12 protein-coding genes are annotated in these 13,065 nt (G+C 66.2%); 8 read left to right on the top strand and 4 right to left on the bottom strand.

The features are described from left to right. Positions 1–5: 5 nt before the first annotated feature. Entirely contained in the window at positions 6–2,144 is a 2,139-nt protein-coding gene (locus tag ACFSE6_RS12090; protein WP_388007141.1) for a hydantoinase/oxoprolinase family protein, read from the bottom strand. A gap of 269 nt (positions 2,145–2,413) precedes the next feature. Between ACFSE6_RS12090 and ACFSE6_RS12085 the strand changes: the two genes are divergently transcribed. Both ACFSE6_RS12085 and ACFSE6_RS12080 read left to right on the top strand, forming a co-directional pair. Further along, on the top strand, positions 2,414–2,560 hold the full coding sequence (locus tag ACFSE6_RS12085; protein ID WP_388007139.1) for a hypothetical protein: 147 nt from the start codon (positions 2,414–2,416) through the stop codon (positions 2,558–2,560). A 44-nt stretch (positions 2,561–2,604) separates the two neighbouring features. After that, positions 2,605–3,990 (top strand): cytosine permease, encoded by a 1,386-nt coding sequence (locus ACFSE6_RS12080; protein WP_388007136.1) that lies wholly within the window; start codon positions 2,605–2,607, stop codon positions 3,988–3,990. Here the strand turns inward: ACFSE6_RS12080 and ACFSE6_RS12075 are convergent. Then, positions 3,906–4,514: an Lrp/AsnC family transcriptional regulator gene (locus ACFSE6_RS12075; protein ID WP_388007133.1), complete on the bottom strand. Its 609-nt coding sequence runs from the start codon at positions 4,512–4,514 to the stop codon at positions 3,906–3,908. The genes ACFSE6_RS12080 and ACFSE6_RS12075 overlap by 85 nt on opposite strands. 292 nt (positions 4,515–4,806) lie before the next feature. Here ACFSE6_RS12075 and ACFSE6_RS12070 point away from each other — a divergent pair, with 292 nt between their 5' ends. Next, positions 4,807–5,676 (top strand): CPBP family intramembrane glutamic endopeptidase, encoded by an 870-nt coding sequence (locus ACFSE6_RS12070; RefSeq protein WP_388007131.1) that lies wholly within the window; start codon positions 4,807–4,809, stop codon positions 5,674–5,676. 42 nt (positions 5,677–5,718) lie between these two features. Here the strand turns inward: ACFSE6_RS12070 and ACFSE6_RS12065 are convergent, their stop codons facing one another. Continuing rightward, a complete protein-coding gene (locus ACFSE6_RS12065) occupies positions 5,719–6,408 on the bottom strand; it encodes a GntR family transcriptional regulator (protein WP_388007128.1) in 690 nt (229 codons plus the stop codon). A gap of 193 nt (positions 6,409–6,601) precedes the next feature. Between ACFSE6_RS12065 and ACFSE6_RS12060 the strand changes: the two genes are divergently transcribed. From ACFSE6_RS12060 to ACFSE6_RS12040, 5 genes are read left to right on the top strand one after another with little or no spacing between them, the layout of a single operon-like run. Further along, entirely contained in the window at positions 6,602–7,954 is a 1,353-nt protein-coding gene (locus ACFSE6_RS12060) for an ABC transporter substrate-binding protein (protein ID WP_388007125.1), read from the top strand. Next, positions 7,951–8,904: a carbohydrate ABC transporter permease gene (locus ACFSE6_RS12055; protein ID WP_388007122.1), complete on the top strand. Its 954-nt coding sequence runs from the start codon at positions 7,951–7,953 to the stop codon at positions 8,902–8,904. Before ACFSE6_RS12060 ends, ACFSE6_RS12055 begins: the two co-directional genes overlap by 4 nt. Further along, complete coding sequence (locus ACFSE6_RS12050) at positions 8,894–9,793, top strand: carbohydrate ABC transporter permease (RefSeq protein ID WP_388007119.1); 900 nt, start codon at positions 8,894–8,896, stop codon at positions 9,791–9,793. Before ACFSE6_RS12055 ends, ACFSE6_RS12050 begins: the two co-directional genes overlap by 11 nt. After that, positions 9,751–10,410: a DUF624 domain-containing protein gene (locus tag ACFSE6_RS12045; RefSeq protein ID WP_388007116.1), complete on the top strand. Its 660-nt coding sequence runs from the start codon at positions 9,751–9,753 to the stop codon at positions 10,408–10,410. The genes ACFSE6_RS12050 and ACFSE6_RS12045 overlap by 43 nt, the downstream gene beginning before the upstream one ends. Further along, complete coding sequence (locus tag ACFSE6_RS12040; protein WP_388007113.1) at positions 10,407–11,906, top strand: sulfatase-like hydrolase/transferase; 1,500 nt, start codon at positions 10,407–10,409, stop codon at positions 11,904–11,906. Before ACFSE6_RS12045 ends, ACFSE6_RS12040 begins: the two co-directional genes overlap by 4 nt. 366 nt (positions 11,907–12,272) lie before the next feature. Here the strand turns inward: ACFSE6_RS12040 and ACFSE6_RS12035 are convergent, their stop codons facing one another. Beyond that, positions 12,273–12,947 (bottom strand): WD40/YVTN/BNR-like repeat-containing protein, encoded by a 675-nt coding sequence (locus ACFSE6_RS12035; protein ID WP_388007110.1) that lies wholly within the window; start codon positions 12,945–12,947, stop codon positions 12,273–12,275. Between the last annotated feature and the right edge of the window lie 118 nt (positions 12,948–13,065).

The raw sequence follows: 13,065 nt of genomic DNA, 5'->3' as shown, positions 1-13,065 counted from the left end.
GGTGCTCAGCCGTGCTCGTAGTGGAGGATCGTCCACTCGTCGAGCCAGACCTGATCACCGGCAGGGACCACGAGAGTGGTGGCCGGGTGCTCGATGACGGCCGGCCCCGCGATCTCGTTGCCCGGCCGCAGCAGGTCCATCTCCCAGAGCGACGCGTCGCGCCACTCGCGGTTGTAGTACATCGGGCGAGTGCCCTTGGACGCCTCCGCCGGCGGCGTCGGGCCTTCCAGCGGCGCCTTGACAACGCGTGGCTTGATCTTGTCGACCTTGGCGACGAGGCCCAGTTCCTTGATGCTGTGGCCCGCTTCCCGGTACTGGGCGACCGCCCGGTTCATCGCAGCATAGAGGCGCTCGAACTCCTCGACGAGCGTGTCGAGGTCGGCGTCTGTCCGCAGTCGCTCAAGGCCGATCGGCACCTCGACATCCTCGAGCTGGCCCGTGTAGCGCATCATTGCGAACATCTGCAGCTGCACCGCATCGTGCGCGTGGCCCTCGTCGGACATCTCGGAGACCGCGGCCTCGTGCAGCTGCGACCAGACGTGATTGATCTCCTCCCGGACGGCATCGCGCTCCTCCCGGCTCGCGTCGGGCGCGACCGAGAGGTCCACCGATCGGCTGTAACGCCGTAGGTAGTCGGCCGTGGTGCACCCGAAGGCCGAGAACGCCGCGGCGAAGGGGAAGGTGAGGACGTTCTTGAACCCGAGCCCCCGGCTGTACTCAGCCATGTGCAGCGGGCCCGAACCGCCGTACGCCATGAGGGAGTATTCGGTGGGGTCGACGGCCCGGGCCGAGATCATCTGCCGGATGGCTTCCCGCGCATCCATCTCGAGGAGGTTCGCCATGCCCTCGGCGGCCTCGTAAAGATCGATGCCCAGTGGATCGGCGACCTTCTCGCGCAAGACTTGTTCGGCCTTCTCGACGTTGAGGCGGACCTTGCCGCCGAGGAAATTGTCGGGGTTGAGACGCCCCATGACGACGTCGCAATCGCAGATCGTCGGCTCAGTGCCGCCCATATCGAACGCCACCGGCCCGGGTGTCGAGCCGGCGCTCTCGGGCCCGAGGCTGACCTTCTTGGTCAGCGGGTCGACCTTGATGATCGTCCCGGCACCGGCGCCGATGGTGTCCATGGCGATGGTCGGGAGGTTGAGCTTGAACCGTGCGAGTGTGGGCTCGTTGTCGATCGGCACGTTGCCCGCAGTGATGGCGCTGATGTCGAAGCTGGTGCCGCCCATGTCGCTCACGACGACCGAGTCGGCACCGATGATGTCGCCGATGTACTTCGCGCCGAGAATGCCGCCGACGGGGCCGGAGATCATCGTCTCGTGCAGTCGCGGGTACCGGATGCTCGCCAGGCCACCGTAGGAGAGCACGGTCTGGACCCCGTACCGGAAGCCGTTGCGGTTCGAGGCCTCCTCGACGCCGAGCAGTTGGTCACGTCCCCGGTCGGCGGCGTACGCCTCGATGAGCACGCTGTTGAGGCGGGACTGCTCCCGGATCACCGGGCGCACCGTCGCCGAGCACAGGACCGGGATGTCCGCACCGTGATCGGCGATGACCTGGCGCGCGATGCCGGCGATCTGTTGCTCGTGTGCGTTGTCGACGTAGGAGAATACGCAGCACACACAGATCGCCTCGACCCCTTGCGCCAGCAGTTCCTCGACGGCGCGGGCGGCCTCTTCCTCGTAGACCGGCGCGATCTCGTTGCCGAACTGGTCGATCCGCTCGGTGACACCGCGTACCAGGTGGCGAGGCAGAAGCGGCTCCGGGTGCTGGTGCGTCACGGCGTGCAGCCGGTCGGAGTAGGAGTACTCGGACCAAGCTTGAAGACCGCGCCCCATGAGAACCGCGTCCTCCATGCCGCGAGTCACCAGAAGTCCGAGCTTGCGCCCGGTGCGGGACAGCAGCGTGTTGAGCATGCCGGTGCCCGAGTAGAGCACCACGGAGAGCTGCTCGAACGTCTCTCGAAGTCCGAGGTCCCAATAGCCGGCAGCGTCCTCCGCTGACTCCAGGAAACCTTCGGACTCGTTGTGCGGGGTTGTCGATGCCTTACCGACCGCGAACCTGCCCTGTTCGTCGACGAGCAGCGTGTCGGTCATCGTGCCACCGGCGTCGATTCCCAGGACGAGGGGACGGAAATCGTCCACGAGGCATCCTTTCGTCGGAGATGAACTACGCAATGCGTAGCTCTATGTGTGGTTCAGTGCGGTTCGCGAAACACGCTGCCTGGCCGCCCCGGCTTGAGTCAAGCCCGCCCCATAACGGAACGCGCACTGCAAGTGACCTTTTGCTACGCACTGTTGCTACTTGACCAGCGCCTTTGACGTAACGCGTACTGCGTGACACTGTCCAAGATCGGGTGCACGCCATTCACAAACTGACGTATGTCAATCGCACGATGGAGGGTGACCGGACAGTGTCAGAAGACGAGATCACCGAGCTCGACGCCGACGAGCTGGACGCGTTCCCGCTCGGCGTGGGGCTCTCCAGCACCGACTACGGTGTCCTCGTCGGCCTGGGACTGCTGGCCCCGGTCGCCCTGCTGGTCTGGGGGTGGCTGTGAGCTCCCCCGGAATCCGTGTCGCGCGGTCGAGCCTTCCGCTGCCGGTGCGGCAACGGAACTGGAGCGGTTTCGTCCTCGGCGCCGTCTGCACCACCGCAGGCATCGCGACCTGGTCATTCGTCGTCGGAGGGTCTGCGGCGTCCTATCTCGACGCCAAGATGGGCACAGTCGCGATGCTCGCCGGCGGCCTCATCGGACAGATGCTCGTCACGCTCGCCACGGTCCCCAGCAGCACGACCTACGGCATCGAGACAGTCATCTCGACGAAGCCGCAGCTCGGCAGCCGCGGCAGCTATCTCGGGCTGTTCATGCAGTACTGCACGGCGCTCGGTTGGAACAGCGTGCTCATGCTGTTCTTCGGTCGCTCCGTCGCCTCCGTGCTCATCGCATCCGGCGTCGCCGACGAGGGCAGCCGTTCGGCCATCGCCACCGTCACCACGGTGCTGGGCATCGTGGGCGTGTGGTGGATGGTCAGCCGCGGCGCAGCGTCGCTGCAGCGGGTGGGCCCCGTGGTCGCCGTCGGGATGTGCGTCATCGCCGTCTGGCTGTTCTACGTGCTCTTCAGCGAGTACGGACTGGCCAACATACTCGACGCCGCCCCGATCGCGGCCTGGCCGGACCGGTTGCTCAACTACACCTCCGTCGTCGAGCTGCTCATCGTCAGCACCTGGGGCTGGTGGTCCTACATGGGCGGCATGGTGCGGATGGTCGACAGCGGTCGCAAAGCACTGCTGCCGTCGATGCTCGGGCTCGGCGTGGCGTGGGTCGTGGTCGCGGCCGTCAGCCTCTACGCGGCGTTGATGACCGGGCACGCCGACGCCACGGTCTGGGCGATCGAGGTCGCGGGGACGACCGGCGGCGTCGTCGTGCTGGTGTTCATCGCGTTCGCCAACCTGGGCTCGACTCTCATCGGCGCCTACGTCGCCTCGCTCGGGGTCTCCCAGGTGCCCTGGATCGGCAGCCGGGTCCGGTGGAAGTGGATCGCGGCGGGTGTGCTAGCCCCGATGATGCTGGTGACGGTGTTCTTCTCCGGGCCATTCTCGGACAACATCGACCGCTTCATGGCGTTCGTCGGACTGATGATCGCGCCCATGGTCGGGATCCAGATCGCGGACTGGTACGTCCTGCGGAGGTTGTCCTCGCTCCGTGTCTCCGCGCTCTACCGCCACGACCGAGGATCGGATTACTGGTATGTGGCAGGCTTCAACCCGGCGGGGATCATCGCGCTGGTCCTCGGTAGCGTCACCTATCAGCTACTGCTGAACCCGGTCACCTACGAGCCGCGTTCGGAGCTCTTCAAGTACCTCACGGCGTCACTCCCGGCGCTTGCCGTGGGTGCGGTCACTTACGTCGTGCTGTCGCTGGTGCTGCCGATGTCGTCGCGGGCGTCGTCGTCGACCGGGGAAGTCGCCGCAGACCGGACCGCCTGATTGGCGAGCGGACCGGCGTCGGGCGAGTCCACGTGGTCCGGGTAGACGTAGGACACCTTGTGCATCTTGATCTCGTGAAACGTCTCGACCGAGCGGATGCCGGTCACTGCGGGGACACGTTCGTTGAGGATCTCCCAGAGGTGCTCGTGGTCGCGGCACACCATCTGCACGTACAGGTCCGCGCGGCCGGTACAGGAAGAGATATACGTGATCTCGTCCCATGGGGCCATCGCGTCGATCACCGCCTGCTGGCTTCCCACCTCGGTCTTCAGCAAGCAGAAGACCATCACGCTGTATCCCAGCTTGAAGGGGTTGGCGATCGCGGCGATCGTCACCATCCCGCTGGAGCGGAGGCTGCGAACCCGGCTCCGGACAGTTCCCTCCGATACGCCGACCGCTCGCGCGATCTCGCGGAAGGACTCTCGCCCGTTGAGCTGGAGCATGTTGAGGATCTGGGTGTCGATCGCATCCAGACTCAAGGCGGGATCACCAGGAGCGGCAGTGGTCTTGCGGGCCCGTCGCACAGTGCCAAGTTTAGTCCACGGCCTGACGCCAGGGCTCTCGCCTTTTCGAGTCGGGACGCGGCGGCTCAGCCGGCGGTCGGCGAGAACAGCCACCACAGGTTGTGCCACGGGGCTTGGAACCGGGCGATGTCGTATCCGCCGTAGAACGACGATGCCTCGGTGACGACAGTTGCGCCACGTGCGACGGCGCGGCGAAGCGCGGACAGATCCTGACCGCGACGGTGCGCTTGACCGATCTCGCATCCGCGGGAGTCGGTTGAGGCACCTCGGCAACTCCTGGAGGCTGGCGCACATGCGCCAACGCCAGCTCCACCTGTCGACGTTCCCGGAACGGGTGGGGCGATGGCTCCTCGCCGTGTGCATCCTCCTCGGGCTCGCTTCCCTCGTCACCGTGCTGGTGGTCTACCCCACCGGCGCCCCCGTCTCGGCCGATCCCGGTGCGCCGGTGGTGCCATGGTGGGTGGTGCTGGCACCGGCGCTCGCCGGTATCGCGCTCGCACTCGTCATCCCGTGGCGGCCACCGGCGCTCCCTGCGCTCGCCACCGCGTCGCAGGCGCTGCGTCGTTCCAGCCTCGCCCTCCTCGGGGTGGCGGTCGCGTTCCCGGTCGTCGCCGCCGTCGGCGGACTTTCCGGCCTCTCGTACGGCCTCGTCAAGGTCCTGATGCTCGTCAGCGTCGCAGCGGTGATCGTCGGCGCGTTGGGGGGCGTCCGCATCGACCGGCCGTCCCGGGCGTGGCGGTGGTGGGCGCCGGCCGTCGTCGTCGCCGCGTGGACGCTTCTGTCACAGGTTGCCCCGTGGAACCCTCGTTACGACGCCGGCGGGATCGATCCGGTGGTTCTTCTCGTCTCAGCCGTCATGACGGCACTGACGGCGGGAGTTGCGGAGGAGCTCTTCTACCGCAGGTGGCTGCAGACGCGGCTCGAGGCGTGGCTCGGACCGTGGCCGGGCATCGCCGTCGCGACGCTCGCGTTCGCACTCATGCACTTCGCGTCCCACGGGACCGGCCAGCCGCTCCTGGACGGCGCTCGATTCATCGTCGCGCAAGGCTCGTTCGGGCTGCTCATGGGCGTGCTCTGGTGGCGCTACCGCAATCTGACGGCCGTCGTGGTGGCCCACATCCTCGCGAACGGGTGGCAGGCGGCCGCTGCCCTGCTGAGCTAGGGCACACGCCGCTCCCCGCGACAACCGTTAAGGCAATGCCGGTCACGCTAGCGGCACCGTCCGAATGAACCGTTCATAGGACGCCGTCAGGTGATCGCGCATGGCGGCCTCCGCCGCTCGAGGCTGCGCCGCAAGGATTGCCTCACTGATAGCCGTGTGCTCGTGGGCGGTGTGCCGCCCATCGAGGTGCGGGGGCGAGAGCCGGAACAGATGCAGGTGGCAGTGGGTGCGCTCGAAGGCTCGCTGGACGGCTCGATTCCCCGCCCCGCGGACGATGCCGTCATGGAACTCCATGTCATGTTCGATCAGCCGCTGACGGTCAATTCCGTCGATCTCCGCGTCCTGGGCCATCTGGTGCGCCTGCTCCAAGAGGGTACGGGACGGCCCACCTAGCTCTCGCGCCGCGGCCTGACGCGCCGCCCATGGTTCAAGAAGTAGCCGCAGCTGAAAAAGCTCCTCCAGCTCTCGCACGTTGAGTAGTTCGGTGGTTCGGTAGCCCTTGTTGTGGACTCTGACGACGAGATCGTCACCCTCCAGCCGCAGTAGCGCTTCGCGGACCAGGGTCGGCGACACCCCGGATTCGCGCGCGAGCTTCTCGATGTTCAGGCGTGCGCCCGGTGGGATGTCACCGATGAGGAGGCGGTCTCTCAACTGCTGGTAAACGTCGGAGCGTTCATCGCTCGACGTCGCTGCTGCTGACACCCGATACATAGCTTCTGCAGCTTCTGCCATCGATCCACTCCCTTCCTCCAGCGGTCGGAATCAATCTTGACAGCTAGGCATCTGGCCGATCTAATTTGTCCAGGTTCTGTAGTACTAGACCTAATCCTATAGGATTCTATAACGTCGGGCGGCGCTCCCGCGGGCCAAGCCCCGGGACGCAGCAGTCGTCCCGCAAATCCGCGACTCAAGGGAGAGAGGCGACGTGACGCAAGCTCACACCAGCACGCCGGACGGTGTGCTGGTCAACGCTGGAATGAGTCGGCGCAGATTCGTCGGCGGTGGGTTGAGCATCCTTGGGCTGGCTGCCGCCGCGGGGTGCAGCGGCGTCCAGGCCGGTCTCACCCCCGCTGCCGGAACGAACGAGAACGCGTTGGATTTCTTCTGGTACGTCGAAGGCGACCGGGCGCGGTACACCATTGACGCCGCTCGACGGTTCGAGGAGCGAAATCACGGCATCGTCATCAACACCCGACACACTGCCTACGCGCCGTACTGGGACAAGCTGGCAACCGAGACTGCCGGCGGCAACCCCCCGGACGTTTTCCAGATCGAGCTGGCGCGCCAGGCGGAGTACGCCGCCCGGGGTTCCGTGGCCGCGTTGACCGACCTGATTCCCAACCTCATCGAGCGGATCGAGCCGGAGGTCCTCGAATCCTGCACGTTCGATGACGAGGTGCACTTCATCCCGACCGGGCTGTCCACCGCGCCGGCTCTGGTGTTCAATGACTCCCTCCTGCGAGAGGTGGGCGTGTCGACTCCACCCGACTCGTGGCTCCAGAGGGACTACACCGCGTTCTGTCACGAGGTCCGCGACGCGAGCGGCGGAACCGCCTACGGAACCTCAGATCTCGGCGGCAGCCACTGGGCGTTGCAAGCATTCGCGCGCACGCGCGGCGAGGATCCGTTCACCCGGGACGGCCGTCTCGGCTTCAGCGAGGAGACGATCGCCGAGTGGCTGGCCTGGTGGCAGGAGCTCCGCGAGACTGAGGCGTGCGTGCCTATGACACGCTCTGCAGAGGGCGGTGGCTTCGAGAACTTTCCCGTCATCACCCGGGAAGCCGCGGTCAGTTCCACGGCGTCCGCCAAGGGCATGCTCGGACTGCAGGGGCTGACCGATGACGAGCTCGGCCTGCTGCCGTTTCCGCTCGCCGATACGAGCGGCCCGCCCGGAGTCATGGTCGTCCCGATCGAGTGGTGGGCGATCTCCGCGCGGACCACCCCCGAGGTTGCGCAGCTCGCCGGCGACTTCTGCTCTTTCGTGCTGACCGATGAAGGCAGCGTGGACGGTCTCGTGATCGAGCACGGCATCCCGGTGGTGCCCGAGTTGCGCGGGCGTGCACGCGAAGGTGCCGACGCCGTGGTGCGTCGCACCATCGATGACTTCGAGCGTGCCCGTTCCGCCGAGCCGCGACCGGTATTCCCCCAACCCGCAGGTGCCGGCGAGCTCTTCACGCAGGTGCTGCCGACACTCAACGAGGACGTCGGGTTCGGGCGGTTGCCCCTGGCTGACGCCGTCCGCACGTTCTTCACCGAGGCGGAGCGGATCCTCTCATGAGCACGATGACCACCCGCCCCCGCCCGGGCGAAAGCGTGCCGCACCAGCCAGCCCTGCGAGCGCAACGACGGACCGACCGCACCGAGAACCGTTGGGGCTACCTGTTCCTGCTGCCGTGGTTCCTGGGCTTCTTCCTGCTCACCCTCGGCCCCCTGGTCGCCTCGCTTCTCCTGTCCTTCACCGACTTCGATCTGCTGACCACACCCGCATGGGTGGGGCTCGACAACTACATCCGGATGTTCACCGCGGACCCGGAGTTCTGGCAGTCGCTGAAGGTCACGTTCACCTATGTCCTGGTCGGTGTGCCGCTCGAGCTGGCCTTCGCGCTCGCAGTCGCGATGTGCCTGAACCGCGGCCTGCGAGGACTGGACTTCTATCGCTCGGTCTTCTACCTGCCTTCGCTCTTCGGCGGCAGTGTGGCTGTCGCCGTGCTCTGGCGGCAGGTATTCGGCGGTCAGGGGCTGGTCAACACCCTGCTGGCCACGGTTGGGATCGACGGCCCGGCGTGGATCGCCGACCCGGGCACCGCATTGTCGACCCTCATCGTGCTGCATGTGTGGCAGTTCGGTGCACCGATGGTCATCTTCCTCGCCGGACTACGTCAGATCCCGGCGACGTACTACGACGCCGCGGCCGTCGACGGGGCGGGCGCCGTTCGACGCTTCGTCTCCATCACGCTGCCACTGCTCACGCCCGTGATCTTCTTCAATCTGGTGCTGCGGCTCATCCAGTCATTCCAGGCGTTCACCCCCGCGTACATCATCAGCGACGGCAGCGGGGGGCCGTCCGAGTCAACCTTGTTCTACACGCTGTACCTCTACCAAGAGGGGTTCGTGAACTTCCGGATGGGCTACGCCTCGGCGCTGGCATGGGTATTGCTCGCCATCATCGCGGTACTCACCGCAGCCAACTTCTCCCTCAGCAGGTTGTGGGTGCACCATGAGCAGTGACGTCGTCGAACATGCCGCCGTCGGCACATCGGCCGCGCCCGCCCGGCCGATGGACCGGGCGAGCGGCCGGCGTCGGCTGGCGGGCCACGCCGTCATCATCCTCAGCTCGGTGGTGATGATCTACCCGCTGCTATGGCTCGCGACCAGCTCGTTCAAGCATGACACGGAGATCTTCAGCTCCGCGCAGCTGCTGCCACACGATTGGGACTTCGCCAATTATGCGGAGGGGTGGACTGAACTAGGCGTCTCGTTCGACGTCTTCTTCGCGAACTCGCTGTTCATCTCGCTCGCCGCCGTGATCGGCAACGTCCTCTCGTGCTCGCTCGCTGCCTACGCGTTCGCACGGCTCAACTTCCGCCTGCGCCGCTTCTGGTTCGCGGTCATGCTGCTCACCGTGATGCTGCCGGTACACGTCACCCTGGTGCCGCAGTACACAATCTTCAACCGTCTCGGCCTGGTGAACACGTTCTATCCGCTCATCGTGCCGCAGTTCCTCGCCGTCGAGGCCTTCTTCATCTTCCTGCTGGTCCAGTTCATTCGCGGACTGCCCATCGAGCTGGATGAGGCGGCCCGCCTGGACGGCTGCGGACCACCCCGCATCTTCTGGCACATCATTCTTCCGCTGCTGCGGCCTGCCCTGGTCACGACGGCGATCTTCAGCTTTATCTGGTCATACAACAACTTCTTCGGACAGCTGATCTACTTGGGCGACACGCAGATCTACACCGTTCCCCTGGCGCTGCGGATGTTCATGGATGCGACCGGAGAGTCGTCCTGGGGGCCGCTCTTCGCCATGAGCCTGCTCTCGCTGGTCCCGGCGTTTGCGCTCTTTCTCGGCTTCCAGCGGTGGATCGTCGACGGCATCGCCACCACCGGGAGCAAGATGTGATCGCGGATCGGCTCTCGAGCTGGGTCCAGACCGGATTCAGCGCGCTTTACCTCAACGTCATGTGGCTCCTCCTAGCCGTGCCACTAGTCACTATGCCGGCAGCCACCGGTGCCCTGCTCGCCTCTATGCATCGTTGGCAGACGGCTGGCGAGCCACCGTCGGCGCGGGCGTTTGCACAGCACATCCGCAAGTTGTTCTGGCGGAGCCAGCTCATCGGTGCTGTGATCGCGGCTGCCGCCGTGCTCGCCTGGGCGAACATCGCCATCTCCGGCCAGTTCGGCGAGCATCGGCGAATCTTCCTCACGCTGATGTTCGCCGTCCTGCTCAACGCGGGAACGCTGACCGTGTTCTGGCTGCCGAGCCTCGCCGCCGACGACGTCACCGTGCGCGAGGCGCTAAGACGCGCTGTCCGACTGACCGCACGGTCCCCGCTGACCGCCGTCGTCGCCTGTGCCGCAGCCGTCGGGATCGCGCTCGCGTCGACGGCCCACCCGGCCGTGCTAGCGGTGTCCGCTGTGGCCGCCGCAGGCGCCGTCGAAGCGTGCCGACGGCGCGCTTCGCAGCACCCGACCGCACCCGTACCCCGACCGGCACACTCGCTCCCAGGAGAGGCATGACCCGCCCCAACATCCTCGTCATCTGCAGCGACCAGCACCACCCGCTGATGTCCGGTTACCGAGGGCATCCGTACGTCGAGACCCCCAACCTCGACGCACTCGCGGCGAGCGGAACCGCGTTCACCAACGCGTATTGCAACTCCCCGGTGTGCGTGCCCAGCCGGATGAGCTTCATGACGGGCAAGTACGCCAGCGACGTCGACAGTTGGTTCCTGTACATCCCGCTCGATCGCGCGGAGACGACCTGGGCACACCGCCTCGAGTCCGCAGGCGTCCCGGCCACCATGCTGGGCAAGCTGGATCTGTGCGGCGACTACCAGGACGCGGGCTTCGGCGAGCACAAGATCATCGAACGACGCCCAGCCTGGTCGCCCTACCCGCGGCGCACGCCGCTGCTGGACCGACTCGACGGCTACGTCCGGCCGGACAAGCGCGCACACATCATGAACTCCGGCGTCCGCGCCGGCCTTATCACCGACGGCAGTGACGGGCACAACGACAAGTACGGCTTCTACGACCATGACCGAATCGTGACCGACTGGGCCGTCGACTACCTCCGCGACAAGGGACGCGGTGACCGTGACCAGCCCTGGGCGCTCTACGTCGGACTGCTGTTCCCGCATTGGCCGTACTGTGTACCGCAGGAGTATTTCGATCGTTACTACCCTGACAACATCGAGCTCCCTTTCGATGCTTCGTTCCCGAACGAGTCGCTTCACCCCGCGCTGCGGCACTTCCAACGCGGCCAGGGCATCGACGGCCTCACCGAAGAGGACGTACGCCGCACCGTCGCGGCTTATTACGGGATGATCACCGCCCTGGACGACCGGATCGGTCAGATCATCGACGAGCTGAAGGTCCAAGGCCTCTACGACGACACCTACGTCATCTACACCTCGGACCACGGTGAGAGTCTCGGCGAACACGGCTTGTTCTACAAACAATGCTCGTACGAGGGCTCCGTCGGCGTGCCGTTGATCGTGCGTGGACCGGGGCTCGCGATGGGAGAGGCATGCGAAGAGCCGGTCTCGCTCGTCGATCTCTACCCCACCGTCCTCGACATGGCCGGCCTCGAGACGGAGTCAGATCGCCGTGGCCACAGCCTGCTTCCGCTCGCTCGAGGCGGGGAACAGGTGCGCGAGTTCGTCTTCTCGGAATTCCACGGCAACTTCTTCAAAGACAGCTGGTACATGATCCGAAAGGGCGACTACAAGTACACGCACTACTGCAACGAGCGCCCGAGCCTGTACGACCTGGCCGCCGACCCGCAGGAGATGAACGACCTGGCCGCCGACCCGCGATACCAGGAGATCGTCGCGGAACTTGAGGCCTTGCTGCGGACACAGGTGGACCCGGAAGCGACGGCCCTGCGGGCCAAACACGATCTCGGTCTGATCGGCCCTGACGGGGAGGACTACACGCGCACGCTTACGGTCACCGACGTCCACGAAGGTCGGCGGACAGGGCGGTTCGAACCGGAACCAGAGCTCAAGTAACGCAGCCTGGCCCGGAAGCGGTAGGGCGCATTGCTGTCCACGGTGAGTGTGCTGCAAATGACGCGCACGATCCGGCGAGCCCACACCGCCTCATCCACCTGCGTGAGCGTGACGTGTGCTGGGTGCACGTCCGCGGGACGCCGTCCTCCTGCGCTATTGCGCGACTCAGACTTGGTCCCCCCTGCCCGGATTCCTCGGGGCGCAGGCCATGGTGCGCCGGCCACTCATCACCACGCAGCAGACTCTTGGTCGAGACCGGCTTCTTGGCCGGATTCACCTCATAGAGCAGTTCTAGGAACGCTTCCTGGACGTGCACCCGCTTGCTCGCTCGGCGAGCGCCGCCGCATACTCCGGTGCCGCAGTCGTTCAGCCGACGGTGACGTCCACCGGCTGCCAGGTGTGGCCACCGTCGACGGTGCGGAACAGTTGAGAGGTACCGAGTGCGGCTTGACCGGCGACGAGCGTGCCGTGCTCGGCGTCCTGGAAGTCCAAGTCGGTCACTGGCCCGGTGTCCGGTTCGAACAGGGTGAACTCCCAGCTCGCTCCGCCGTCGAAGGAGGCTTCGACGATCCCGGCATCGCCTGCGGTGGCGCCGATAGCGATCGTCTCCGAGTCGGCGACGGCGAAATCGCTGGTCAGTCCGTCGCGCGGCGCCATTGCCACGGGCTCGAAAGTCTCGCCACCGTCGGTCGTCACCTGCAACTCCTTGTCCATGTACCCCATACCGGGGTTGGAGCTACAAAGCACGAACTGCCGGCGCAGATCGGCTACGCCCACATGGGTGCTTGCGAGGCTCTCGCACGGGCTCGCGTCGACCAACCGGCCGGGCGGGCGCGAGATCCACACGCGGTTCACCCCGTCGAACGTGGCAGTGCTCGCCTGTAGGACCCAGCCGTCCGATGCGAGGTCCGTCTGGGTCGAGCCGGCCGTTCCTAGGCCGGTGGCAGCAAGCTCGCGAACGGGTTCCCACCGCTCGGTCAGCACCGGAGTGCGGAAGTACTGCGTTCGCACCCCGGAGCCGCCCTCGGACAGTCCGGCCACATAGACGTGGAATGCGGTGGCGTCGACCGCTCCGATCCGGTCGACTCCGAGGTCCCTACTGTGCCATGTCCGGCCGTCATCTCGGGAGACGTATAGCTCCTCGCCCGTCGTGATGACC

Origin of the sequence: Georgenia deserti, from assembly GCF_042680605.1 — a bacterium.
Lineage (GTDB): Bacteria > Actinomycetota > Actinomycetes > Actinomycetales > Actinomycetaceae > Allobogoriella > Allobogoriella deserti.
This window is presented reverse-complemented; position numbering and strand designations above follow the sequence as displayed.